Genomic DNA, 25,606 nt, shown 5'->3' with positions numbered 1-25,606 from the left:
GCATGCCTTCCCGACCTTGTTGGAAAAACAAGACGACAACTGCAACACTGTCAAATCTGATTTGACAATTGATGCCCATGGTCAGCCTTGATCGCTTCGATATCTTCCGCGCCGTGGTCGAGGCCGGCAGCCTGACCGCCGCGGCCGACCGCCTCGGCCTGAGCCGCGCGGTGGTCAGCTTCAACCTGAAGCGGCTGGAACAGGAGCTGGGCGTGACCCTGCTGTTGCGCAGCACCCGCCACCTGGCCCTGACCGAGGCCGGTGAACAGTTCCTGCAGCACTGCGTGCAGGCGCTGGATGCTGCACAGGCGGCGATCGATGCCGCGCGCCGCGACCAGCACCAGCTGCAGGGCGTACTACGCCTGACCACCACACCAGAGTACGCACAGCTGCGCCTGATTCCGGCGTTGGAAGCGTTCCGCGCGCGGCATCCTGCCTTGCAGCTGCACCTGTCGACCTCGCCGGCACCGGCTGACCTGATTCCGGAGCGTTTCGATCTGGCCATCCGCCTTGGCCGCCTGCCCGATTCAGGGCTGCATGCCATCGAACTGGAAAGGCATCCGCTGTGTGCAGTGGCAGCCCCTTCCCTGCTGGCACGCCTACCCTCCGCCGAGGCCGTCGATGATCCGGTACAACTGGGCACCCTGCCCCGTCTGGGCTATCCGCGCCTGGCCGACGTGCCGGTGGTGGCCCCTGACGGCAGCGACGCCCTGTTTGCCACCAACCCGGGCACTGCGGTGGTGCGCGTGGATGGCGCCAGCAGCCTGCGTGCGTTCGCCGTGGCCGGTGCCGGCGTTACCGTGCTGCCGCGCTGGCTGATCGAGGACGACCTGGCCATGGACCGGCTGCGGCCCGTGCTGCGCCTGCATCGTTTCCCCCAACAGAGCGTGTACGCGGTCTATCCCCACAGCACGCAGCCGTCGCCCAAAGTGCGGCAGCTGATCGATTTCCTACGCGACTGGTTTGGCGCATGAAAAAAGGGGACGGAGGGAATCAAGTCGTTTATGACGAAAACGACTTGATCCCCTACGTCCCCTTTCTCAGACACGGCCCTTGCGGGGCCGTGTCCGCGTGCATCAGCGCAGCACCTGCTCCACCAGCTGCACGTCCACGCTCTGCAGTGGCTCGGCCGCGTTGCGCGACAGCTGCACCTGGTATGTACCGCCATCAATCTTCCACTGGCGGGCCTGCGCGTCGTAATGGGCCAGCGTCTTCGGCTCGGCTTCAATGCGGATGCGGCGCTGTTCGCCCGGCTGCAGGTTCACCTTGTCGTAGCCGATCAGGCGGATCGGCGTGGTGCTGCCGGCCGGAAGCTTCAGGTAAAGCTGGGCCACATCGGCACCGGTACGCTTGCCGGTGTTGCGGATGTCGACGCTGGCGACCAAGCGCGAGCCTTCCACGCTCACCTTCAGGTTTTCATAGGCGAACGTGGTGTAGGACAGGCCGTGGCCGAACGCGAAGGTCGGGGTCAGGCCCTTGGCCGCCATCCACTTGTAGCCGACGTTGGCGCCTTCAATATCGAAATCGAACACATCACCGAACGGCTTGGCCGGCTTGAAGCCGAGGCCGTCGATGTGCGGGCGCGGCAGCTGCGATTCGTCCACCACCCAGGTCACCGGCAGGCGGCCGGACGGATTGGCCTGGCCGGTCAGCAGCGCGGCGATGCCTTCGCCACCGCGGATGCCCGGATACCACGCCTGCAGCATCGCCGGCACCTGCGCCAGCCACGGGGTGCGCACCGGGCCGTTGGTTTCCAGCACCAGCACGGTCTTCGGGTTGGCCTTGGCCACGGCCGAGATCAGGGCGTCCTGGTTGTCCGGCAGCTGCATGTCCGGCAGGTCCACCGATTCGGCCGCCCACTGGGTGGCGAACACGATGGCGACGTCGGCCTGCGCGGCTGCCTTGGCCGCAGCGGCGGCGTTGCTGCCGTCCACATATTCGATGGTCGCGTCGGGGCGCGCTGCACGCAGCGATTCCAGCGGCGAAGACGGGTGGAAGATCACCGGGCCCGGCCAGGTGGTCGGCATCACGCCCGGCACCGCATTGGTGCCCTTGGCGGTCACGCCCACCATCGACGAACCGCCGCCACCGATCACGCCCTTGTCGGCATGGCCGCCGATGATGACGATGCGCTTCACGCTGTCGGCCAGCGGCAGCAGGTTGCCCTCGTTGCGCAGCAGCACGCTGCCTTCTTCCACCGTGCGCTGGGCAACGGCGAAGCCGGCCTCGGCATCCACTTTCTGGTGCTGCGGCGGGTTGTCGAAGTTGCCGTGCAGGAACATCGTGCGCAGGATGCGCGCCACCATGTCGTTCAGGCGCGCCTGCGGCACCACGCCACCGTGCACGGCCAGGCGCAGCGGTTCGTCGAAGAAGACGGCGGCGTCGAATACTTCACCGGCCGACTGCTGGTCCAGGCCGGCCAGCGCCGCCTTCGAGCCACTGTGCACGCCACCCCAGTCGGACATCACGAAACCGGGGAACTTCCATTCCTGCTTCAGCACCTGGTTCATCAGGTAGCCGTTCTCACAGCCGTAAGTGCCGTTGATCTTGTTGTACGAGCACATCGCCACGCCCGGGCGGCCCGCTTCCAGCGCGATCTCGAAGGCCAGCAGATCCGACTCGTGCATGGCCTGTTCGCCGATGCGCACATCGTGGAAGTTGCGGCGGGTCTCCATGTCGTTCAGCGCGAAGTGCTTCATCGAGGAGATCACGTGCTGGCTCTGCACGCCCTGGATCAGCGCGCCGACCATCGAACCGGCCAGCAGCGGGTCTTCGCCGGCGTACTCGAAGTTGCGGCCATTGCGCGGGTCGCGCTGCAGGTTGACGCTGCCCGACAGCAGGATGTTGAAGCGCTGCTGCCAGGCCTCGCGGCCCATGGTGGCGCCGCCGGCAAAGGCCACTTCGCGGTTCCAGCTGGACGCAGTGGACGGGCCCGACGGCATCGCGGTGGCGAAGTCGCCCGGACGGATGCCACCCGGATTGGTCACGCCGACGCCGGCATCGGCCGACTGCTGCGAGGGAATGCCCAGGCGCGGCACCGCCGGGACGAAGCCGGCCGAACCGACCGCGCCTTCCGGCAGCGGACCACCATCCTTGCCCAGCCCGAAGTAGCTGTGCAGCATCTGGAACTTCTCATCCTCGGTCATCGCCTTCAGCAGCAGCGCAGCGCGCGCATCGGCGTTGAGGGTGGTGTCCATCCACGGCGTGTCGCCATGCGTGTCGGCGGCATAGGCCAGGGTCAGCAGCGTGGCACGCAGGCTGCTGCCTTCCACCTTGAACGGCGCACTGCTGGCGGCCTGGAAGCCATCGCTGAAGTAGCTGGCGTCCGCTTCCAGTGCGACACGCGCCGGATCGAAGCCGGCCGCCGTGGCCGACTCGCCAGCCACCGCACCGAGCAGCACCGCCGGCGCACCCAACCGCGAACGCGTGACCAGTGCCGGCAGCTGTGCCGCGCCTGCACCGGCATCGGTATAGACCGCCACGGTGTGGCGGCCATCGTCCAGGCGCAGGTAGTTCAGGCCCGGCTGGTCGGGGCCGGACTCAGCGGCGATCGGCAGCCGGGTCAGCACGGCCTGGCCGCGCTGAGTCTGGCCATCGTCCTTGCCGGCGGCAATGAAGCGGTACTCGTAGCCCAACCCATCGGCCAGCACCTGCAGCGGATCGACCTGGCCGATGCCGCGCTGCACCTGGCGCACGCTCACCGCGTCCACCTTCAGGCTCTTCAGCTGCGCAGCCAGCGCCGGCATCGCTTCGGCGCCGGGCGCCTGTTCCAGGGTCAGCACAGTGAACGCCGCAGGGTCGGCCCAGGCCGGGGTGGCGAGCGCAGCAGACAGGGCGAGGGAGAGGGCAAGCGGCTTTGTAAACGTTTTCATCGGCAGGCGTAATTCCGTTGCCAAGGCAATCGGTCCAGGGAAAGTGCCGCCGAAGGGTGCAGCGTTCATGCCGCGCAGGGGTTGCCAGGCAACGTCCCGCAGGCCGAAGGACGGGCCGGTCTGCGCGCGGGACCCTCCTCCCGGCGTGACAACCTGCCTGTCCGGGCCGCGCAGGGCGACCCAATCCTGTGAAGATTGTGCGAGGGCGTTCACACCTGTCAACAGGACCTAAGTCACAGGGGCAACCTGGTCACCGGTTATCAGGCCATCACCGGCAGTCATCAGCAGGCCGCACGGGGCTGCCGATAATGGGGCGTCACCGGCCCTGAAACCCGCCCATGAACATACACCGCGACTTCGATCATCTCTGGCGCGACCGCTGTGATACCTCGAGCCAACGCAGCCCACGCGTGTTGATCCGGGTGTTCGTGGCCCCGGGCCAGCTGGAGCAGAGCGTGGCTTTCTACGAGCAGTTGCAGGGCGTCGTGGCCGATGCGGGCTTCCCGTTCCCCGATGCCGGCCTGCGCCTGGCGATGGTCGGAGCCTTCCTGCTGATCGAAGGGTGCGAGGAAGCGCTGGCCCCCTTCACTTCGACCACCGGGACGCTGCTGGTCGACGACGTGCGGCCTTATCACGACCGACTGGTCGCGGCGGGGGCCGAAATCATCTTCCCGCTGCAGGTGGTGCCGACCGGCGCGGCGTTCAACGCAGTGCATCCCGATGGCACGGTGGTCGAGTACGTGCATCACCGGCCCGACCCGCACGGGCGCTGAGGGCACGCGCCACATCTCAGTAGATCCACGCCACGCGTGGATGGCTTGCCCACGAAGCCCTGCAGCACGATGAACGCTATCCACGCATGGCGTGGATCTACTGCCCAACCTGCTGCATGACCCCAGCGCATGCACCATCCACGCATGGCGTGGATCTACACTTCCTCCATGTCCTCTCCCGCCCTGCCCTGGAATGGCACGCTGCTGCTGGATGCCCACCTGGCCGTGCTGCAGGGCCATGCCGGTGGCAGCGCTGCGCATGCGCACTACGCCCATCAACTGCTGCTGAGCGATGGTGCACCGTGGCAGGTCGAGATCGATGGCGTGCAGCAGCAGGGCCAGCGGCTGTGGCTGCCTTCCTTCCAGTCGCATGCCATCCTTTCGGCACCACAGGACGGTTGCACGGTATTTCTTGAGCCGGCACATGCCGATCCCACACAGATCCAGCGGTATCTGCACGACCTGCCTGGCAACGCGGTGGCACTGCAGGACTGGCTGCCACGACTGAGCCGTCCGCAGCCGCTGGATCGACGCGTGCAGGCGGCACTGGCCCGTATCACCCACTACCTGCCTGGCCCGGTGCCGGCCGCCGATATCGCCGCAGCGGCGCATCTGTCGACCAGCCAGCTGCATCGGCGCTTCCAGTCCGACCTGTCGGTGACCCTGCGCGGCTGGGTGCTGTGGCAACGGCTGCGCAGCGCGCTCGCGCATCATCTGCGCGGGCACAGCCTGACCGACAGCGCGCACGCGGCCGGGTTTGCCGACCTGGCCCATCTGTCACGCAACCTGCACCGTATGTTCGGCATCGGTGCCGTGCAGTTGCAGGGCCTGCAGCTGCACGCGATCTGACACGCGGGATCATCCGCGCCTGCGCAATCCTTCGGGCAGCTCCGGTACCTCGCCATGTGGCAGCTCACGGAACGGTGCCAGCAGCTGCCCGGGATAATCGCGCGGATAATCCGGCTGGCTGCCGATGCCCAGATCGCGTTGCCGCAGCCGATAGCCCGGTGCATCGAAGGCGGTTCCCAGCAGATGATCCCAGACGGTCAGGAACAGCCCGAAGTTGACGTCGCCGGCGGTGCCGTAGCGCATGTGGTGGAAACGGTGCAGCGGTGCCCACGCCATCACCCGGCCCAGCACGCCGGGGCGCATGTCCACGTTGGAATGCTGCAACAGCAGCTGGATGGCAATGGCGAACGCCAGCACCGCCGCCACCGGCATCGGCAGGCCCAGCACCAGCAGCGGCAGCACACCGCCCACTGCTTCGGCCGCCTGGTGCAGCGGGTGTTTCATCAGGCCGTTGAAGCCGTACATGCGGGTGACGCTGTGGTGCACCGCATGCAGCCGCCACAGCCAGCCGATGCGATGGCTGGCGTAGTGCACCAGGGTGATGCCGAGATCGGCGGCGATGATGGCCAGCAGTACCTGCAGCGCGAAGGGCCACTGCACCGGCCAGGCCTGCCACGGAATGAGCGCTGCCAGCAGCGGCACCGCGGCGATCGAAAGCAGGTTCAGGCTTTCGTTGACCAGCGCATGCAGGGTGTCACGCACGCTGTCGCCCTGGTCGTGGTTGAACGCAGGGTCGTAGGGCCACGCGCGTTCGGCGGCAAACGAGAGCGCGATGGCAAGCGCCAGCAAGGCCAGCAGCCACAGCGGGTCGCCCTGTTGATGGCCAACCCAGGCAATGGCAGCGGCGACGAATCCAAGCAGGAACAGGGGGGCATACAGGCGGAGCATCCAGTGCTTCATGGGCAACCCGGAAAATGAGGGGCCTGCATGCTGGCGTGACGTGTGGGTTGCTGGCTTGAACAAACGGCGCAAGCGCGTGCCGCGGGTGGATGCGGAGCGTGGTCGGCACCGTGTTTCCTGCATCCACGCGTGGCGTGGATCTACAATGGCGCCCTCATCGCGCCCGGGACCGGCATGGACTCCTTCAACCTGATGCGTGCCTTCCGCCGCATCGTCGAACGTGGCGGCCTGGCCCGTGCCGCCGAAGACCTGGGCATGTCGCCGGCCGGATTGAGCAAACAGCTGCGCACGCTGGAAACCCACCTGGGCGTGGTGTTGCTGCAGCGGACCACGCGGCGCATGAGCCTGACCGAAACCGGCCATGCCTATTACCGTGAGTGCTGCCGCCTGCTCGACGAGCTGGACGCGCTGGAACGTGGCATCGCCGAACAGCGTGGCGAAGTGGCCGGGCGCCTGCGCGTCAATACGCCGCAGTCGTTCGCGCTGAGCACGCTGTCACCGCTGCTGCCGCGCTTCCTGCAGCAGCACCCGCAGCTGTCGCTGGACCTGGTGATGGAAGACCGCCTGCTCGATGCGGTCGGCGAAGGCTTCGATGTGTCGCTGCGGCTGCGCGCCGAGCTGGACGACTCGCGATTGGTGGCGCGCCGGCTGGCCTCGCTGCAGCAGGTGCTGTGCGCGGCCCCGTCCTACCTGCAGCAGCATCCGGCACCACAAGCGGTGGAGGATCTGCAGGCGCACAGCGTGCTGGCCTACAGCCTGTCCGATTCACCCGGCAGCTGGCCGCTGCTCGGCCCCGATGGCCAGGTAACGATCACCCTGCCGGCACGCGTCACCGTCAACAACAGCCTGATGCTGCGCGATCTGCTGGTGGCCGGTATGGGCATCGGCGCCCTGCCCTCGTTCCTGGCGGCGCCGTCACTGGCCCGCGGCGAACTGCAGCAGGTGCTGCCCGACCACCGCTATCCACCGCGCTTCGTGCATGCGGTCTACCCCACCTCGCGCCACCTGCAGCCCAAGGTGCGTGCCTTCATCGATTTCCTGCACGCCGAGCTGCCCGCCTGCGCCGGCCTGGATTCGTAACCGCCAGCGAAAACTGAGCTGCCTGCGGCGTGCTGTTTCAGCCATGCCGCGCTGCCTACTCTGCCGCCTCCCTTCTCACCGATGGCAGGCCGATGTCTTCCGTTTCTTCCCCCGCCACTGCCGCGCCAGTGGTCGATTTCTTCCACGACGTGGTCTGCGGCTGGTGCTTCGTACTGGCCCCGCGCCTGCAGCAGGTCTCGGCCGAACTCGGCATCCAGGTGCGCCACCGCAGCTTCGTGCTGCAGGACTCGCGCGCGCAGATGATCGAGGTATTCGGCTCGATGGAGCGCGCCAAGGCGATCATCCTGCGCCACTGGACCGACTGCGCCGCGCATGAAGACAGCGCGCGCATCGATATCGAAGGCATGCGCGCGCAGGACTTCGAATACCCCTCCGGCTGGCTGGGTGCACTGGCCTGCCAGGCCGCCGGCATGCTTGGCGGCAATGAGGCCCACGGCGTGATGTTCGACGCGGTGCAATGGGCGCACCTGCACCAGCACCGCAACATCGGCGACGCCGAAGTGCTGCTCGATATCGCCGAATCGCTGGGCCATCCCCGTGGCGCCTTCGCTGACCACATGCGCAGCGACGCAGTACGCCAACGCGTACAGGCCGACCGCGCCGACGCCGCTGCGCTCGGTATCCGTTCCATTCCCACCGTGATCGGCGACAACGGCCTGCGCCTGCAGACCCTGCCGCTGCCGCACCTGCGCCAGGCCCTGGCGCCGCTGGTCGCGGCCTGAGCCGCGCCCCCCACCCTGCAAGGAGATTCCCCATGACCCCACGTACCCTGGCCACTACACTGGCCCTGCTGCTGGCCGGCACCGCCGCTTCCACCACGGTGTCCGCGCACGAACGCGTTCCTTCCGGCCAGCAGGTCGGCACCAGCCCCTGGGGGCCGAAGGACGAGATCGGCCGCCTCAACCTGATCACCGAGGCGTCGCGCGCAGCGATCCTGTCGCGGGTCAGCGGCGGCAAGGCCTATGACCTGGCCACCGAGTACTACGTCGGCATGCCCAGCTGGCAGGACGCCGGCGACCCGCACTACCAGTTCTGGATGACCCACACCCCGCGCGGCACGGTGATGGACGATCCGATGGGCGTGGGCGAGACCATGAACCTCACCCGCAGCTACACCGGCACGGCGTTCTCGATGTACAGCCACACCGGCACCCACATCGATGCGCTGAACCACTTCGGCATCCACGGAAAGATCTGGAACGGCTTCGAGGCCGACACGCATCTGGGCGATCGTGGCTGGAAGGTCACCGGCATCGAGAAGTTCCCGCCGCTGATCGCGCGTGGCGTACTGATCGACGTGGCCGGTGCCAAGGGCGTGGACATGCTGCCGGACAGCTACCGCGTCACCCGCCAGGACCTGAAGGATGCGCTGGCACGCCAGCGGGTGAAGCTGCAGCAGGGTGACATCGTGCTGATCCGCACCGGCCGCATGCGCCTGTTCGAACAGCCCAGGGCCTACATGGCCAACCCGCCGGGCATGGGCCTGGACGCGGCGCGCTTCCTGGTCGAAGACAGCGGCGCGATGATCGTCGGCGCCGACAACCTCAGCTTCGAGACCTTCCCTTCGGAAGTGTCCGATGACTACGTGCCACTGCACACCTACCTGCTGGCCCAGCAGGGCGCGCCGATCATCGAGCTGGTGGCGCTGGACGAACTGGCCCGCGACAAGGTCTACGAATTCGCCTTCATCGGCGGTCCGTTGAAGATCCGCGGCGGCGATGCCGCGCCGCTGCGCCCGGTGGCGTTGCCGGTCCGCCCGTAACCGGGGCCCGTGGGTGCCGACCTTGGTCGGCATTCCGTCGCATGCCGGGTGGGTGCCGACCTTGGTCGGCACTCCTTTCCCCCTTCAGCAACCTGAAACCCGACCCTTCAATTTCATTAGTAATTCTACTCACAACACGAGTAGCATGTCCGGTCTCAGCCCCTGATACCGGCCCGTCGATACTCGCTCCATGCCCGCCGTTTCCGCCCATTCCTGTCGTCCCCAGCCCGCCCGGCACCTCCCCTGGAGGACCGGCTGATGGGCGCCGTCGTCGCCCTCGACCGGCTGCTGGACGGGCGCCAGCTGTGGCGCGGCCCGGCTCGGCAGGGCCCGGCCAGCGACCACCTGGCCAGCGGCCACCCGGCACTGGATGCACGCCTGCCCGGCGGTGGCTGGCCGGCCAGCGGGCTGTGCGAGGTGTTGCAGGCAGCACCCGGCGTGGGCGAGTTGGCGCTGGTCTGGCCGGCGCTGGCGAAGCTGAGCCAGCGCGAACGCCCGATCGTGCTGGTCGCCCCGCCCTATCGCCCGCATGCGCCGGCCTGGGCGGCGGCCGGGCTGGACCTGGCCCAGCTGCAGATCATCCACGCTGCGCCGAAGCAGGCGCTGTGGGCCACCGAACAATGCCTGCGTTCTGCGGCCTGCGCCGCGGTGCTGTGCTGGCCCCAGCAGGCCGACGACCGCGCCCTGCGCCGGCTGCAGGTGGCCGCCGACAGCGGCCAGTGCCTGGGCTTCGTGTTCCGCGAGGCGCAGGCAGCGCGCAACCCCTCCCCGGCCAGCCTGCGCCTGCAGCTCGACCACGGCCAGGTGCAGGTGCTGAAGTGCCGTGGCGGATTGCCGCCCGCGCAGCCGTTGCCGCTGGCCATCGCCCACTGAGGTCGCGCCATGCACTGGGCCTGCCTGTTGTTGCCGCAGCTGGCGCTGGACAGCGTGCTGCGCCTGCAGCCGGACCCGCAGCGGCCACTGGTGCTGCTGCAGGGGCCGGCGCAGCGTCGCGTGCTGCGAGCGGTCAGCCCGTCCGCACGCGCAGCCGGGCTGCGCCCGGGCATGCTGCTCTCGGCCGCGCAGGTGCTGGTGCAGGACATGCACCTGCACGACTACGACCCGAACGCGGAGCAGCACACGCGGCAGCTGCTGGCCAGCTGGGCCTACGCCTACAGCTCGCAGGTCAGCCTCGATTTTCCGCATGCGCTGGTATTGGAGATCGGTGCCAGCCGTGCCCTGTTCGGTGACTGGCTGACCATCGAACAGCGCCTGCGCAACGAACTGCACGAACTCGGTTTCCGCCACCGCCTGGTGGCCGCGCCCACCCCGCATGCCGCACGCGTGCTGGCCAATGTGCATGACGGCCTCGGCATCGATGCACAACAGTTGCCAGCCGTGCTGGCACAGCTGCCGTTGCCACGCTGCGGCCTGCCCGGCGATGCGGTGACCGTGCTCGGCCGTTCCGGCCTGCGCACGCTGGGCGCGGTACTGGACCTGCCACGTGACAGCCTGGCCCGCCGTTTCGCGCCCGAGGTGCTGCAGCAGCTGGACGCGCTGCGTGGCCTGCCTACCGCGCCGCTACGCTACTACCAGCCACCGGATCGTTTCGACGCACGCATCGAGTTCGAGTACGAGATCGAATCCAGCCAGGCCCTGCTGTTTCCACTGCGTCGCCTGCTGCTGGACCTGGCCGCCTTCCTGTGCTCGCGCGATGGTGGCGTGCAGCGCTTCGACCTGCATTTCGAGCACGACCTGCTGCCACCCAGCGTGCTGACCATCGGCTTGCTGGCGCCCGAACGCGATGCCGCACTGCTGTTCGAAATCGCGCGCAACCGCATGGAAGCCTTCGCCCTGCCCGCCGGCAGCCGCGCACTGCGCCTGCAGGCCGAGCAGCTGCCGCCCTTCGTGCCCGCCGCGCGCGACCTGTTCGACACCCGGCCGGCGCAGGCGATGCCCTGGAGCCAGTTGCGCGAGCGTCTGCGTGCGCGGTTGGGCGATGACGCCGTGCAGCCACTGGCGGTGCAGGCCGACCATCGCCCCGAACGCGCCAGTGGTACCCAGCCGGCGATCAAACCGCCGTCGTATTGGCCGCTACGCCCGGGCTGGCTGCTGGATACGCCGCAACCGCTGCGTGATCCACGCCTGCGCATCGTCGCCGGGCCGGAGCGGATCGAATCGGGCTGGTGGGACCAGGCCGATGCGCGGCGCGATTACTACGTGGTGGAAACCACGCATGGCCAGCGCGGCTGGGCTTTCCGTGAGCGCAACGATCCGCATGCGCCGTGGATGCTGCACGGCTGGTTCGGCTGAGCCGCCATGCCCAGCGAACTGCCCGGCTACGCCGAACTGCATTGCCTGTCGGCCTTCAGTTTCCAGCGCGGCGCCTCGATCGCCGAAGAGTTGTTCGCGCGCGCCGCCGGCCAGGGCTATCGTGCGCTGGCAATCACCGACGAATGTTCGCTGGCCGGCATCGTGCGCGCCTGGCAGGCGGCGAAGACGCATGGCGTGGCGCTGATCGTGGGTGCCGAATTCCAGGTCGAGGACGGCCCGAAGCTGGCCCTGCTGTGCACCGACCAGGCCGCCTATGCCGGGCTGTGCCAGTTGATCACCACCTGCCGGCGGCGGGCTGCCAAAGGCGAATACCGCTGCCTGCGCGAGGACCTGCTCGGCCTGCCCGACGGCCTGCTGTGCCTGTGGCTGGACCGGCAGCCGGCCGCTACCGATCTGGAGCTGCTGCGCACCGGCTTCGATGATCGCCTGTGGCTGGCGGTGGAGCTGCACCACGAGCATGACGACGCGCGACGCCTGCAGCAGCTGCAGGCCTTCGGCGAACGCCATCGGCTACCCCTGGTCGCCAGCGGTGATGTGCACATGCATGTGCGTCGCCGCCGCGCGCTGCAGGACACGCTGACCGCGATCCGCCACCGCTGCAGCGTGGCCGAAGCCGGCTGGCGCCTGTTCCCCAACGGCGAGCGCCACCTGCGCCCGCGCACCGCACTGGCCCAGCTGTATCCACCCGAACTGCTGGCCGAGACCCTGCGCATCGCCGAACGCTGCCACTTCACCCTGGAGCAGCTGCAGTACACCTACCCGCGCGAACTGGTGCCGGAGGGCCATGACCCGGACAGCTGGCTGCGCGTACTGGTCGAGCGCGGCATCCCGTGGCGCTGGAAAGATGGCATCGAACCGGCACAACGCACGCAGATCGAACACGAACTGGCGTTGATCCGGCAGAAGAACTACGCCTCCTACTTCCTCACCGTGCAGGACATCGTGCGCTTCGCGCGCAGCCAGGGCATCCTCTGCCAGGGCCGTGGCTCGGCAGCCAACTCGGCGGTGTGCTTCGTGCTGGGCGTGACCGAGATCGACCCGGCGCGCAGCAACCTGTTGTTCGAGCGTTTCATCTCCGCCGAGCGCGATGAACCGCCGGATATCGACATCGACTTCGAGCACGAGCGCCGCGAGGAAGTACTGCAGTACGTGTTCAAGCGCTATGGGCGTGAACGTGCTGCATTGACGGCAGTGGCGATCAGCTACCGCGGCCGCAGCGCGATCCGCGACGTCGCCCGCGCGCTCGGCCTGCCGATGGACCAGGTCAACGAGCTGGGCGCGGCGATGGACCACTGGGGCGGCCACGTGCCACTGCCCGAGACACTGCGCGAGCGCGGTTTCGATCCGGAAACCCCGCTGATGCGCCGGCTGCTGTCACTGACCGCCGAGCTGATCGACTTTCCGCGCCACCTGTCGCAGCACCCAGGCGGTTTCGTGATTTCCGAGCATCCGCTGTCGACCCTGGTGCCGGTCGAGAACGCGGCGATGGCCGACCGCACCGTCATCCAATGGGACAAGGATGACCTCGATGCCACCGGCCTGATGAAAGTCGACTGCCTGGCGCTGGGCATGCTCACCGCCATCCGCAAGTGCCTGGCGATGCTGCAGCAGCACGGCCTGCACGAAGGGCGCATGGATGCGATTCCTGATCAAGACGGCCCGACCTACGACATGATCTGCGCCGCCGACACCATCGGCGTGTTCCAGATCGAGTCGCGCGCGCAGATGGCGATGCTGCCACGCCTGCAGCCACGCGAGTTCTATGACCTGGTGATCGAGGTGGCGATCGTGCGCCCCGGCCCGATCCAGGGCGACATGGTGCACCCCTACCTGGAACGGCGAAAGATCCTGCGCGAACAGGGTCCGGACGCGTTGAACGATCCGGACAATCCGCTCTATCCAGCGCAGTTGGAACGCGTGTTCGCCCGTACCCTCGGCGTGCCACTGTTCCAGGAACAGGTCATGCAGCTGGCGGTGGAAGCCGCCGACTACACGCCTGGCCAGGCCGATGCCCTGCGCCGCTCGATGGCCGCGTGGAAACGCCGTGGTGGCCTGGAACCGCATCGCGAGAAGCTGCTGGCGGGCATGTTGAAGAACGGCTTCAGCCGCGAGTACGGCGAACACCTGTTCGAGCAGATCAAGGGCTTCGGCGATTACGGCTTCCCGGAAAGCCACGCCGCCAGCTTCGCCCTGCTGACCTATGCCAGCTGCTGGTTGAAGTGCCACCACCCGGCCGCGTTCACCGCCAGCCTGATCAACAGCCAGCCGCTGGGCTTCTACAGCCCCGACCAGCTGCTGCAGGACGCGCGCCGACATGGCATTCGCGTGCTGCCGGTGGACGTGCGCCACAGCGACTGGGACTGCACGCTGGATTTCAGCAAGGGCGCGGCCGCAATCCGGCTCGGCCTGCGCCTGGTCGATGGCTGCAACGAGCCCGCCGTGCAGGCCATCATGCGCGAGCGCGCGCGACGCCCGTTCGACGACGTGGGCGACCTGTGCCAGCGCACCGCGCTGGACCGCCGCCAGCAGGGCCTGCTGGCCGATGCTGGCGCGTTGCGTGGGCTCAGCGGCCATCGCCATCGTGCGCGCTGGGATATCTCCGGTGTGGAGAACCGGTTGCCATTGTTCGATCAGGCGCGTGCCACCGCCGAGGCCCGCGTACCGTTGCCGCTGCCCAGCGCGTGGGAGGACATGCAGGCCGATTACCGCAGTACCGGCACCACGCTGGGCCGCCATCCGCTCTCGTTCCTGCGCGCGCAGCTGCGCAGCCGGGGCTGCCTGGATGCCGCGCAACTGGCGGGTCACGGCCATGGCCGCCGCGTGCGCATTGCCGGCCTGGTGCGCATGCGCCAGCGTCCGCAGACCGCCAGTGGCGTGACCTTCCTCACTCTTGAGGACGAGACCGGCATGGTCAACGCGGTGGTCTGGCGCCACCTGGCCGATCGCCAGCACCGCGTGCTGGTTGATACCCAGCTGATGCAGATCGACGGCCGCCTGGAGCGCGTCGATGGCGTGCAGCATGTCATCGTGCAGCGCATGCACTGCCTGGATGAGCTGCTGCAGGGACTGCGCAGCCACAGCCGCGATTTCCACTGACGATACACAACGTCACACAACGAACTGGCCATTGCCGGTCCGCATCCGCTATCGTCGGCACATCCAAGGAAGGACGATCCGATGCCCCGTGCACTGCTGCTGACCACCCTGGTGGTCTCGACCCTTGCCCTGCTTGTTTCCGGCTGGACGGCCTGGAGCCTGCATCGCAGCCAATCGCCCCAGCGCATCATCGAAGCGCGCGGCCTGGTCATCCACGATGACAGCGGCCAGCCGCGGGTGATCCTCGGCGCACCGGTTCCCGACCCCCTCAATCAGGGCCGCCCCCTGGGACCGCGTGCCACGGCATTGTCCGGGCTCATCCTGCTCGGCCCGGACGGTACCGAGCGGGGTGGCTATGGCACCAGCGACCGCGGTGGCGAAGCCCTGCTGACCCTGGACGACGCCAGCGGCAGCACCGAAGTGTTCAAGGTGGTGGCCAACCCGGATCGCGGTGCAAGCCTGATGGTCAAGCACCAGAACAACACCGGCGCGATGCTCACCTCCTGGCAGGGCAAGCCGGAGCTGATGTTCGTCGATGACAGCGGCCAGTCCTACTACGTGCGGCCGGGTGCCAACGCCGCGCCCTGATCTGCTTTTGTAGCGTCGAGCTTGCTCGACTTTTGTTGGCACGAGCAGTCGAGCAAGCTCGACTCTACAGTCCAAACACCCCCGCCAGATCGTCGGCCAGCTGCCGCTGCTGCACCAACCCCAGCGCCGCGCAGGTGATGCGCAGGCCATGCCCCGGCGACGCGACTGCAAATACTTCGCCCGCGCGCACATGCCATCCGCGCGACGCCAGCGCCAGCACCTGTGGATGGCTGTCAGCCTGCAACGGCAGCCACAGGTTCAATCCTTCCATCGGCTGCGGCGTCGGCACGCCCCGTGCACCCAGCAATTCCTGCAACGACAGCAGCCGTTGCTGATAGCGCTCGCCCGCAGAAGCGATCTTCGCCCGCTGCGACGCCGAGCCCAGCACCGACGTCGCCGCATCCTGCAGAAGGTGGCTGACCCAGCCGGTACCGGACGCCAACCGCAGCCGCAACCGCGTCGCCGTCTCTTCATCGCAGGCCAGCCAGGCCAGCCGCAGATCCGGACCCAAGGGCTTGGACAGCGAGCGCAGCAATGCCCAGCGCCGGCCATCAAGCGGCAGTACCGAGTGATAGGCCTGCTGCGAAAGCAGCGCGTAGTGATCGTCGATCAGCACCGCCACCTGCGGATAGGCCGCCAGCAACTGGCGCAACGCACGCGCCCGCTTCGCATCGAGGCTGGCCCCGGTCGGGTTGTGCGCACGCGGGGTCAGCAGCACCGCGCGTGCGCCGGCCTCCAGTGCGGCACGCAGCGATTCAACCTGCATGCCATGCGCATCCACCGCAACCGGCAAGGGCGCATGGCCTACCGCGTTGAGTACGTTGAGGCTGCCGAGGAAACATGGATCTTCCACCGCGATGCGATCACCCGGCAGCAGCCACGCCGCCAGCAGGCGCTCAATGCCATCGACCGCGCCATGGGTCAGCTCCAGCGCATAACCCTCGGGGCAATCCGCATCCAGCGAGGCCCGTGCCAGCGCCTGCAACCGCGGGTCGACCGTGCCCACCCCATACAACCGTGGCGCCGCCGGAGCCAGTCGCAGGTTCGGCAGCAGGCGCGGATCCGGGTTGCCACCGGCCAGGTCATGCAGGGCCAGCCCCGGCGTGCTGCCCTCGCGTGCGATCGTTGGCGGCAGCCCACGCACCACCGTGCCGCGGCGGCCCGCCGTGCTGGCCAGGCCGGCCGCATCCAGTCGCTTGTAGGCGGCGGCCACCGTATTGCGGTTCACGCCCAGCTGCTCGGCCAGCTCGCGTACCGGCGGCAGCACGCTGCCGGCTGGCAGGCGGCCCTTGCCGATGCCATCACGGATGCTGTCGAAGATCGACTCAGCGCTATGCCCGGTGATTTTCATTTTGTCCTATGCCAAACTATGTCTTGTCCTGTGCCAGTGTATCCCACCCTGGCCCTCCGCATTGAAGGTGCCCGCATGCCTCTTGCCGCAGCCGACTGGCCCGTTGCCCAGTCCGTCGAACAGATCGCCGCCAACCTGGTCACGGTGCGCCAACGCATCGCCGAAGCCTGCGCCCGCGTTGGCCGCGATCCGTCCAGTGTCCGCCTGCTGCCAGTCAGCAAGACCGTCGATGACGCCCGCATCCGCATGGCCGTGGCCGCTGGCTGCCACGAACTGGGCGAGAACAAGGTCCAGGAGGCACAACGCAAGGCCGAGGCCATGGCCGACCTGGGGGTGCATTGGTCGGTGATCGGGCACCTGCAGACCAACAAGGCGCGTTACGTGGCGCGCTTTGCCAGCGAGTTCCAGGCGCTGGACAGCCTGCGCGTGGCCGAGGCGCTGCAACAGCGCCTGCAGCTGGAAGACCGTACGCTGGATGTATTCGTACAGGTCAACACTTCGGCCGAACCCAGCAAGTACGGCCTGGAGCCCGGCGCGGTCGATGCATTCGTGCAGCAGCTGCCGGCGTTCGATCGCCTGCGTGTCCGCGGCCTGATGACCTTGGCCATCTTCACCCCCGAGGTCGAGCGCGTGCGTGCCTGCTTCGTGCGCCTGCGCGAACTGCGCGACCAGCTGCAGCACATCGCGCCTGCCGGCATCGACCTGTCGCAGCTGTCGATGGGCATGTCCGGTGACTTCGAAGTGGCGATCGAGGAAGGCGCCACCGTGGTCCGCGTCGGCCAGGCCATCTTTGGCGCCCGTGCTACCCCGGACAGTTTCTACTGGCCCAACAGCGGAGCACCGGCATGAAGCACGCGGTGGTCCTGCAGCACGTTGCCTTCGAGGATCTCGGCACCCTGAAGCCGCTGCTGCTGGCGCAGGGCTGGCAGCTGCAGGTGGTACAGGCAGGCGTCGACGGGCTCGAACCGGCCTGGGCGGCCGACCTGCTGGTGGTGCTGGGCGGCCCCATCAGCGTCAACGAGGTTGATCGTTATCCGTTCCTCAACGACAGCATCAGGCTGTTGCAACAGCGCCTGGAACAGCAGCGCCCCACCCTCGGCATCTGCCTCGGCGCGCAGCTGATGGCGCGTGCGCTCGGCGCCCATGTCGTCGCCAGCGGCGGCAAGGAGATCGGCTTCGCGCCACTGCTGCTCACCGATGACGGCCAGCGTTCACCGCTGCTGGCACTGCAGGGCATTCCGGTGCTGCATTGGCACGGCGAGGCGTTTGAACTGCCCGCGAGGGCACGCCGCCTGGCCAGCACTCCGGCCTGCCGCCACCAGGCCTTTGCCATCGGCAATTACGCACTGGCGCTGCAATGCCATCCGGAACTGGACGCGCGCCAGTTCGAGCGCTGGCTGATCGGGCACACCCTTGAGCTGGCCCAGGCCGGCATCAATCCCAGTGACCTGCGCGCACAGGCCCGCCGCTATGGCGCACCGCTCGCCGCGGCTGCCACCGCGATGTTCGCCCATTGGTTGCAGGAACTGCCGGAGACCGCACGATGAACTACCGTCTTCAGATCCATCGCCACGGCGCCTACTGGGGCCACTTCGACTGCAGCGGGCCCGGCGCCCTGCAGCGCCTGGACGCCATCGCGGCGCAGCTGCCTGCCGAGCAGGGCTTCCTGCTGAAGCGGCAGAAAGGTAGTGGCGAAGAACGCATCCTGTCCAGCACTGCCGATGGCCTGCGCGTGCTCGCCGCGCAGATCCAGTACCGCGACATCTGACCCGATGAGGGTGGTGCCGGTCGCTGCTGGCTCGACACCCCCGCACAGGCGATACTGCGCGAATGCTCGACGTACCGGCCAGCCTGCATGACATCGCCTGCGATCTTCAGCAACGGTTGCAACGCATCGAGCTGCAGCCCAGCAATGGCGACTACCGGCTTTTGATCGGTGGAGAAATGCTGCGCTTCCCCTATCGCATCTACGCCGACAGCACGCGCCTGAGCCGCTTGGCATCTTCGTTGCATGGCGATGCACGCCTGCTGTGCCTGTGCCTGATCACCCGCCATCCGGATGGATTCATGCGACAACGTGCCATCGAGGCGATGGGGCCGGTTTCTGCACCGTGGGCGCTGGCGTTCCATCTGGCGCAGCTCAATGAGTATGTCGAAGAGATAGCGCTGGCGATCGATCAGCAGGCCCGGCAGATCGGCCTGACCGCCTACGCGCCGCTGATCGGCGAAAACTCCCTCTTCTTCGAACGCTGCCTACAGCGCGCCGCAAGCTACTGGAATGTCTACCATCGGCAAAAGCATCCAACGCTGCGCACGTTTCCCGCCCACCGGCTGCTGCGGGACATGCGACGCGCCAGCCATACGGGCTGACCAGGCAGCCGGCCACCCGACAACTTGATGCAAATGATTCTCTTTTGCTGTAAGGTGCAGCCGCTGCCCTTGCCGCCGCGGGCTGTTCCCTTTCCCAGTTGTCGCCCGCCCCGTGTCCACGCCTGTCGAACCGACGGATGTCGCGCATCTGTGCGCGGCCCATTACCGGCCGCTGCGCGCCCATGTCCGCCGCAAACTCCCGCAACCCAGCGACGCCGATGACGTCGTCCAGGAAACCTGGCTGCGTGTCGTCAAGGTCGCTGCCAGCGGCCTGCTGAACAACGGCCGCGCTTATCTGTACCGCGTTGCCCACAACCTGATCGCGGATCACTACCGGCAGCGCCAGCGCCGTCGCGAAGAGACGCTGGATGACGCCCAGCTGCATGCCATCGCCGACCCTGCGCCCCTGCCGGAGCAGCGCCTGCTGGATGCAGAGCAGCTGCGTCACCTCGATGCGATCATCGCCGCGCTGCCACCGCGCTCGCGCCAGGTCTTTCTGCTGGCCCGCGTGGAACAGATGGCGTTGGCTGAAATTGGCCGCCAGCTTGGCATCAGCCGGCAGACCGCGCATGGCCACCTGTTGCGCGCCCTGGTTGCTCTGCAGCAGGTGCCCAGCCCATGAGCCAGGAGGCAATTGCACGCGAAGCCGCCCGCTGGTGGCTGGATGGGCACGACGGCGACCGCGACGAGAACGCGTTCGACCAGTGGTGTCGAGCCGATCCGCGCCATGCCGCACAGTACCTGCACCTGCAGCAGCTGTGGCAGGCCGGCGCGGCGATGCCCAGCCTGCAGCGGCAGCAGCAACGGCGGCAGCGGCGGCGCCTGGGTGAAGCTGGCGTTGCGGTGCTGCTGCTGTGTGCGCTCGGCCTTTACAGTCGCCATACCTCGCCGCCTGCCGCACAGGTAGTGCGCACCGCCGCCGGCGAGATCCGTGACGAAGCCCTGCCGGACGGTTCGCATGTCCTGCTGTCGCCGGGCAGCGAAGTGTACGTGCGCATCAGCGCAGAACGCCGCCAGCTGCAGCTGAAACGCGGGCAGGCCTGGTTCCAGGTGGCTGCCGACGCCCGGCGACCGTTCCAGGTGCATACGCCACACGGCACCGTCACCGCGTTGGGTACCGCCTTCGACCTTGCCGTACAGGGCAGCAGCAGCGTGGTCACCGTCACCGAGCATCGCGTCGGCGTGGAAAGCGGCAGCGACAGCCTGCAGGCGCTCGAAGGCCAGCAGCTGCGTTTCGACGGCCAGACGCCGGCCCTGCCCCGCGCCGCCGATGCAGGTGCATTGGCCTGGCGCGAGCGGCGCCTGCACTGGGTCTCTGCGCCGCTCGCCGAAGTAACCCAAGGCCTGGATCGCTGGCACGGCGGGCACACCTGGATTGTCGGCGCGCGCCTGCGCCAACAGCCGGTTACCCTGCTCGGCAGTGCCGACGGCGCGGCCGGCAATCGCGACCAGCTGGCCTCGCAACTGCACGTCCGCGTGCTGCGGATCGGTGCAGGGATGCAGGTATGGCTGCCGCCGCGACGGGAACAACGCAATGCACCCTGACATCGGCCCCTCTTCTGCGTCTGCCCAGGATGACGACGCTCTGCGTCAGCCCCTGGAGCCCCCGATGCTGTGCCCCCGCCCCCTTGTCCTTGCCCTGTCGCTGGCCTGCGCCAGCACCGTTGCGCTGCTGCCCGCCAATGCCCACGCACAGGCCGCCACACGCACCTTTGACCTGCCCGCCCAACCACTGCCTGCCGCGCTGGATGCCTACAGCCGGCTGACCGGCATCGATCTGGTCGTTGCCGCGGCGCTTCCCGCCGGCCACGCGGCACCGGCGCTGCGTGGCGATTTCGACGATGCGCAGGCCCTGTCACACCTGCTGGTCGGCAGTGGCCTGCGCCCACGTTTCATCAATGCACGTCGTGCCACGCTGGAACCAGCGCCCGCCGAGCGCCGCGATGGCAGCCGCCGCACCGGGCCCCTGCGCGTGCAGGGCGACACCGCGCACGGCCAGGCACCAGGCACCGGCGCCAGCCAGTACGTGCCGGCCACCCGCGATGGCTTCACGCCCGCGATCGGCAGCGAGCGCATCGCCATGGCCGAGCGCCAGGAAGGCAACAGCCTGCTGCGCTCGATGCCCGGCACCCACAGCTTCCATTCGCGCAGCCAGCCCGGCCTGCAGCTCAACATCCGCGGCATGACCGGCTCCGGCCGCGTCAACACCATGATCGACGGCGTCACCCAGACGTTCCGCAACAATGCCGGGCACGGCTCGGGGGGGCCGTTCGCGTACGTCGATCCGTTCCTGCTGGCCGGCGTGGACGTGCAGCGCGGCGCGGTTGCCGGTGGCGATGGCGCTGGCACGCTGGCCGGCAGCGCCAACTTCCGCACCCTGGACATCGACGATCTGCTCGGCGCAGGCCGTGACTGGGGCCTGCGCGCGGGCTACCGCCAAGGCAACAACGGCTATGGCAACGGCCGCACCTTCGCCGGCGCCTGGCGCCACAGCGAGGACGGCGGTGACCGCCAGTTCGGCCTGTTGGCCGCTGCCAGCAGCAGCCGCAGCAGCGAATACGCCACCGCCCGTGGGCAGAAGAACAGTGCCGATCCGGGCAGCCAGCAGCCCAGCAGCTGGCTGCTGAAAGCCCGCCTGCAGCCCAGCGACCAGCATCGGCTCGACCTGAGCCACATGCATTACGAAAACGACTTCTACCACAACTACCCGTGGCAGATTTCCGCGCGCAACCAGCGCGCCAGCTACCACTACACGCCCTATACGCCGTGGATTGACCTGCGTGCGACCTTCGCCAGCAACAAGACCCGGCTGTTCTACCCGCCGGTGGAGGATTCGAGCTACATCGGCCGCCGCACCCACAGCAGCCTGAGCAGCTGGACCGTGGACAACACCAGCCGCTTCGACATCGGCGCGCTGCAGGCGCGCTGGAACACCGGCATCAAGCACCAGTCGGACATCTTCGTGGCCGACACGCCGACCCTGCGCGGCGCCAACCCACAGGGGCGCAGCCAGCTCGACAGCGTGTTCAGCACGCTGCAACTGCAGTACGACATCTACGCAGTGACCGCCGGCCTGCGCCAGGACCGCTATGGCATCCGTGGCCATATCCCCACGTTCTCCGACGTGCCGGGCCAGTGCGCGGAGATCAACGGCGGCGACATCGATGTGCGCCGCACCGAGCGTGCACTCAGCCCCAGCCTGGCGGTTTCGCTGCAGGCCACCGACTGGCTGCAGCTGTTCGCGGAAGTCTCACGCACCTCGCGGCCACCGCGGGTGCAGGAAATGTTCTTCGAAAAGATTCCGCTGGAGGGCATGAGCGATGCCGACGGCGTCGGCGCCAATCCGTTCCTGCGCCGCGAGCGCTCGCGCAACCTGCAGTTCGGCGCCAACCTCAGCACCGACTCGCTGCTGGTTGACGGCGACCTGGCACAGCTGCGCATCACCCGGTTCGACAACCGCATCCGTGATTACATCAAGCCGCAGTACCTGCTGATCGTGCATCCACCGGAAGTGGCGCCGTTCGTGGTGCCGATCGACAGCGACCCGCAGCTCAACGCCTGGACCGATGTGCTGGATGCCGACGATTTCAGTGCCACCACACGCTGGATGAACCACCAGGGCATCGTGCGCATGCGCGGCATCGAGCTGGAGGCGCACTACGCCAGCGAGCATTACCACGCCACCCTCAGCTGGACCCGCTCGCAGACCAGCGCGCCGGCCATCGAGTTCGTCAACCTGGAAGACATCACCGCCCTGCCCGACCGCTACTGGACGCTGGACGTCGGCGGCCGCTGGTGGCAGCAGCGCGTGCAGGCCGGCCTGCGCGCCGAGTATTCCGGTCCCACCGAGGAAGGCTACGACTTCTTCCAGACCCGCAAGACCGGCGGCACCGGCGTGCTGCTGGACTTCTACGCCAGCTTCAAGCCCCAGCCCAACACCACGCTGTGGCTGAACATCGAAAACCTGCAGAACAAGTCCTATGACAACAATGCCTCGATCGACAGCATCTTCAGCCCGATCCTGGACCGCGGCAACGGCCGTGGCCGCACCGTCTCGATGGGCGTCACTGTGGCGTTCTAGCCGTCGCTGGTTGCCGCTGTGCCTGCTCGCGCTGGCCGCACTGGCCAGCGCGCAGCCGATGCCCGGCACGGTGATCGACCTGGCCAGCGGCGAGCGCCTGGACGAGGCCGCGTTCATCCAGCGTGCGGCTGGCGCCCAGCGACTGCTGCTGGGCGAGCGACATGACCTGCCGGGTGACCATGCTGCCCAGCGCTGGTTGCTGCAGACGCTGCAACAGCAGCGCCCGCAGGGTGCGCTGGTGATGGAGATGATCGCCAGCGAGCGCCAGCCGCGGCTGCAACGCGTGCAGCGCTGGCTTGCCAAGGGTAATCACGCCGACGGCTCACGCCTGCAGGAACTGCTGGACTGGGATGCGCGCTGGCCGTGGGCCGCCTACGGCGGGCTCGTGCAGGACGCCGCGATTGCGGGCATTGCGCTGGTCGGCGGCAACCTGTCGCGCACCGAGGTCAACACGTTGCTGGCCTCGTCGGAACCGGTCGCATTCCCGGTTGCTGCGGCTCGGCAACGGTTGTCGGCGGTGGTGCTGGCGCAGCATGCAGATGCAGCACCGATGCTGGACGGGATGCTGGCTGTACAGTACGCCCGCGATCGCCGCATGGCACACGTACTGACCGATGCGCCGGCCCCGGCGCTGCTGGTCGCCGGGCGCTGGCATGTGCTGCGCGGCACCGGCGTGCCGGGCCATCTACCACCGGGCGGCGCAGCGCTGGTGATCGTGCTGGCGTCGCCAGGCGAACAGGTCGATGCGACCGACGCCGACCTGCTGTGGGTGCTGGACGATGAGTGAACGCGGCCAGCATTGGCGCGCGGTCGCGATCAGCATCGGCCTGCATCTGCTGCCTTTGCTGCTGCTGGTGCACTGGGTTGCGACGCCGCCGTCACTCCCGCCGCCCGAGCAGGACGTGCGCATCAGCCTGCGCCTGCTGGCACCGGCCACGCCGCCGCAGCCGGTGGAGGAACGCCAGGCCGACACGCCCAGCCAGGCGCAACAGGCACGTGCATCGCAGCCGACGAAATCGCCCCCACCGCCCACCCCCACCGCAGCACGCGAGGGTGAGCTGGCCGCCAGCGAGACCGGTGGCCGTGGCCGGCAGCCGCTGCCGGTCGCCCCGCCAGCGGCCGTGGCCGATGCAAGTCCCGCACCCGCATCGATCACGGCCGCGCCGCCCGCTCCAGACGCACCCCCTGCGGACTTCCAGGCCGGCGCCGCCAGCGACCAGTGGGAAGCCCGCCTGATGGCGCGGCTGGAGCGCTATCGCTACTACCCTGCTGCCGCGCGCTCGCGTCGCCAGCAGGGCACGGCCTGGGTCAGGGCCAGCATCGACCGCGAAGGTCGGCTGCTGGCGCTGCGGTTGGAGCAGTCCAGTGGCCAGCCGATGCTGGATGATGCGGCGCTGCAGACCTTCCGCCGCGCGCAGCCGCTGCCGTCCATTCCCGCTGAAATGAAGGCGCCGCAGGAACTGGTGGTGCCGGTGGAATACTACCTGCGCTAGGCGATATGCAACTGCGAGGCAGTCTGCGACCTCAACCCGGGTTGAGGTCAACTACATCCGACGCAACAGAGTAGTCCGGCACGCGCAATGATCGCGATCCCTCGTAGCGTCGAGCTTGCTCGACCCTACGATGCCGGATCACGTCCACGCCGGATCGGCGGTAAAATCGATGGTCAACCAGAACGTGCTGCCGCGAGCATCCAGCCGCACCGCGATCTCGTCACGCATCGCATCGACCTCGCCCACCGAGCCCAACGGCGTCGCCGGGTCGGCCAGCACATGGATCTCGATGAAGCGCATCCGCCCCATCTTCGCCACGTGGCTGGTGAAACCGGCATAGCCACGCTCGGCCACGAACGCCTGCATCACCTGCTGTACGCGCCGGTCCAGGTCATCCGGCGCCACCTGCAGCACTTCACGCATGGCCCTCCAGGCGCTGCGTGCAGGCACCGGCAGCACGGCCAGGCTGATCAACGCCAGTACCAGCGAATCCAGATAGGGCACCCAGTGATGCCACTCGCCGCCGTGCAATCCCAGCGCCAGCACGAAGGCCAGCACCACCGCCAGGCTCATCAATCCGCCCAGCAGCCAGCCGCGCACGTCCAACCACAGCAGCGCCGAGCGCAGGCGCCTTGCACGCTGCGCGACGAACGCGGCCATTGCCAGGTTGCTGGCACTCAGCAACGCCGCCCACCACAATGCGGGCCCGAACTTCACTTCGTGCCCGCCCGTGGTCAATCCAATCACCGCGTTGGCCAGCGCATAGACGCAGGCGAGCGACAGGATGACCCCGCCGAGTGCCTCCACCATCGGTTCCAGGTGCCAGTAGCCGTACTGGAAGCGCGGGCTTTGTTCCCGCGCCACCAGCCGCAGTACCGACAACGACACCAGCGTCAGGGCTACGTCGACCAGGCTGTACACACCATCGAACAGGATGGCCTGCGATCCCACCAGCAGGCCACCGATGAAGCCGACCGCGCTGACCGCAATGGTGACCCCGATCGAGAACTTCAGGATGCGTTGCTCGCGCGCGGTATCCATCGTTCGCCGAAGGGCC

23 protein-coding genes are annotated in these 25,606 nt (G+C 68.1%); 19 read left to right on the top strand and 4 right to left on the bottom strand.

Going from position 1 to position 25,606, the window contains the following annotated elements; translation table 11 throughout:
• Positions 1-77 precede the first annotated feature (77 nt).
• Complete coding sequence (locus ACMZPQ_RS03350; RefSeq protein ID WP_197583238.1) at positions 78-974, top strand: LysR substrate-binding domain-containing protein; 897 nt, start codon at positions 78-80, stop codon at positions 972-974.
• Positions 975-1,076: 102 nt separating this feature from the next.
• Here the strand turns inward: ACMZPQ_RS03350 and ACMZPQ_RS03345 are convergent, their stop codons facing one another.
• Positions 1,077-3,872 (bottom strand): glycoside hydrolase family 3 C-terminal domain-containing protein, encoded by a 2,796-nt coding sequence (locus ACMZPQ_RS03345; RefSeq protein WP_197583239.1) that lies wholly within the window; start codon positions 3,870-3,872, stop codon positions 1,077-1,079.
• Positions 3,873-4,210: 338 nt separating this feature from the next.
• On the opposite strand from ACMZPQ_RS03345, the gene ACMZPQ_RS03340 reads away from it, so the two are divergent.
• Both ACMZPQ_RS03340 and ACMZPQ_RS03335 read left to right on the top strand, forming a co-directional pair.
• A complete protein-coding gene (locus ACMZPQ_RS03340) occupies positions 4,211-4,645 on the top strand; it encodes a VOC family protein (RefSeq protein WP_040007487.1) in 435 nt (144 codons plus the stop codon).
• Positions 4,646-4,789: 144 nt separating this feature from the next.
• Entirely contained in the window at positions 4,790-5,494 is a 705-nt protein-coding gene (locus ACMZPQ_RS03335; RefSeq protein ID WP_197583240.1) for a helix-turn-helix domain-containing protein, read from the top strand.
• Between the two features lie 9 nt (positions 5,495-5,503).
• On the opposite strand, the gene ACMZPQ_RS03330 is transcribed toward ACMZPQ_RS03335, so the two are convergent.
• Positions 5,504-6,382, bottom strand: coding sequence for a sterol desaturase family protein (locus tag ACMZPQ_RS03330; protein WP_312647095.1), 879 nt, complete (start codon positions 6,380-6,382; stop codon positions 5,504-5,506).
• A gap of 186 nt (positions 6,383-6,568) precedes the next feature.
• Here ACMZPQ_RS03330 and ACMZPQ_RS03325 point away from each other — a divergent pair, with 186 nt between their 5' ends.
• The 7 genes from ACMZPQ_RS03325 (at position 6,569) to ACMZPQ_RS03295 (ending at position 15,254) form a co-directional block, all read left to right on the top strand.
• Entirely contained in the window at positions 6,569-7,474 is a 906-nt protein-coding gene (locus ACMZPQ_RS03325) for a LysR substrate-binding domain-containing protein (RefSeq protein WP_197583242.1), read from the top strand.
• 92 nt (positions 7,475-7,566) lie between these two features.
• Complete coding sequence (locus ACMZPQ_RS03320) at positions 7,567-8,217, top strand: DsbA family oxidoreductase (RefSeq protein WP_197583243.1); 651 nt, start codon at positions 7,567-7,569, stop codon at positions 8,215-8,217.
• 32 nt (positions 8,218-8,249) lie between these two features.
• Positions 8,250-9,257: a cyclase family protein gene (locus tag ACMZPQ_RS03315; protein ID WP_197583244.1), complete on the top strand. Its 1,008-nt coding sequence runs from the start codon at positions 8,250-8,252 to the stop codon at positions 9,255-9,257.
• Positions 9,258-9,515: 258 nt separating this feature from the next.
• The gene (gene imuA, locus ACMZPQ_RS03310; protein ID WP_197583245.1) at positions 9,516-10,130 is read left to right on the top strand and encodes a translesion DNA synthesis-associated protein ImuA; all 615 of its coding nucleotides are present in this window, start codon (positions 9,516-9,518) and stop codon (positions 10,128-10,130) included.
• Between the two features lie 9 nt (positions 10,131-10,139).
• On the top strand, positions 10,140-11,549 hold the full coding sequence (locus tag ACMZPQ_RS03305; RefSeq protein WP_197583246.1) for a Y-family DNA polymerase: 1,410 nt from the start codon (positions 10,140-10,142) through the stop codon (positions 11,547-11,549).
• 6 nt (positions 11,550-11,555) lie between these two features.
• Entirely contained in the window at positions 11,556-14,666 is a 3,111-nt protein-coding gene (locus ACMZPQ_RS03300) for an error-prone DNA polymerase (protein ID WP_197583247.1), read from the top strand.
• Positions 14,667-14,747: 81 nt separating this feature from the next.
• Positions 14,748-15,254: a hypothetical protein gene (locus tag ACMZPQ_RS03295; protein WP_197583248.1), complete on the top strand. Its 507-nt coding sequence runs from the start codon at positions 14,748-14,750 to the stop codon at positions 15,252-15,254.
• A 64-nt stretch (positions 15,255-15,318) separates the two neighbouring features.
• Here the strand turns inward: ACMZPQ_RS03295 and ptsJ are convergent, their stop codons facing one another.
• The gene (gene ptsJ / locus ACMZPQ_RS03290) at positions 15,319-16,605 is read right to left on the bottom strand and encodes a MocR-like B6 salvage transcription factor PtsJ (protein WP_197581645.1); all 1,287 of its coding nucleotides are present in this window, start codon (positions 16,603-16,605) and stop codon (positions 15,319-15,321) included.
• A gap of 75 nt (positions 16,606-16,680) precedes the next feature.
• Between ptsJ and ACMZPQ_RS03285 the strand changes: the two genes are divergently transcribed.
• The 9 genes from ACMZPQ_RS03285 (at position 16,681) to ACMZPQ_RS03245 (ending at position 24,549) form a co-directional block, all read left to right on the top strand.
• Positions 16,681-17,454: a YggS family pyridoxal phosphate-dependent enzyme gene (locus tag ACMZPQ_RS03285; protein WP_197581643.1), complete on the top strand. Its 774-nt coding sequence runs from the start codon at positions 16,681-16,683 to the stop codon at positions 17,452-17,454.
• Positions 17,451-18,152 (top strand): glutamine amidotransferase, encoded by a 702-nt coding sequence (locus ACMZPQ_RS03280; RefSeq protein ID WP_197581641.1) that lies wholly within the window; start codon positions 17,451-17,453, stop codon positions 18,150-18,152. The genes ACMZPQ_RS03285 and ACMZPQ_RS03280 overlap by 4 nt, the downstream gene beginning before the upstream one ends.
• Positions 18,149-18,373: a hypothetical protein gene (locus ACMZPQ_RS03275; protein ID WP_197581639.1), complete on the top strand. Its 225-nt coding sequence runs from the start codon at positions 18,149-18,151 to the stop codon at positions 18,371-18,373. Before ACMZPQ_RS03280 ends, ACMZPQ_RS03275 begins: the two co-directional genes overlap by 4 nt.
• A gap of 116 nt (positions 18,374-18,489) precedes the next feature.
• Positions 18,490-18,975, top strand: coding sequence for a hypothetical protein (locus ACMZPQ_RS03270; RefSeq protein WP_312647484.1), 486 nt, complete (start codon positions 18,490-18,492; stop codon positions 18,973-18,975).
• A gap of 112 nt (positions 18,976-19,087) precedes the next feature.
• The gene (locus ACMZPQ_RS03265) at positions 19,088-19,597 is read left to right on the top strand and encodes an RNA polymerase sigma factor (RefSeq protein ID WP_197581635.1); all 510 of its coding nucleotides are present in this window, start codon (positions 19,088-19,090) and stop codon (positions 19,595-19,597) included.
• Positions 19,594-20,520: a FecR domain-containing protein gene (locus ACMZPQ_RS03260; protein WP_197581633.1), complete on the top strand. Its 927-nt coding sequence runs from the start codon at positions 19,594-19,596 to the stop codon at positions 20,518-20,520. Before ACMZPQ_RS03265 ends, ACMZPQ_RS03260 begins: the two co-directional genes overlap by 4 nt.
• Positions 20,521-20,584: 64 nt before the next feature.
• Entirely contained in the window at positions 20,585-23,056 is a 2,472-nt protein-coding gene (locus ACMZPQ_RS03255) for a TonB-dependent receptor domain-containing protein (protein ID WP_414486121.1), read from the top strand.
• Positions 23,043-23,843, top strand: a complete 801-nt coding sequence (locus tag ACMZPQ_RS03250) for a ChaN family lipoprotein (protein ID WP_197581647.1) — start codon at positions 23,043-23,045, stop codon at positions 23,841-23,843. The genes ACMZPQ_RS03255 and ACMZPQ_RS03250 overlap by 14 nt, the downstream gene beginning before the upstream one ends.
• Entirely contained in the window at positions 23,836-24,549 is a 714-nt protein-coding gene (locus ACMZPQ_RS03245) for an energy transducer TonB family protein (protein WP_197581629.1), read from the top strand. Before ACMZPQ_RS03250 ends, ACMZPQ_RS03245 begins: the two co-directional genes overlap by 8 nt.
• A 138-nt stretch (positions 24,550-24,687) precedes the next feature.
• Here the strand turns inward: ACMZPQ_RS03245 and ACMZPQ_RS03240 are convergent, their stop codons facing one another.
• On the bottom strand, positions 24,688-25,590 hold the full coding sequence (locus ACMZPQ_RS03240) for a cation diffusion facilitator family transporter (protein WP_197581627.1): 903 nt from the start codon (positions 25,588-25,590) through the stop codon (positions 24,688-24,690).
• Positions 25,591-25,606 lie beyond the last annotated feature (16 nt).

Source organism: Stenotrophomonas maltophilia, assembly GCF_047497515.2.
Lineage (GTDB): Bacteria > Pseudomonadota > Gammaproteobacteria > Xanthomonadales > Xanthomonadaceae > Stenotrophomonas.
This window is presented reverse-complemented; position numbering and strand designations above follow the sequence as displayed.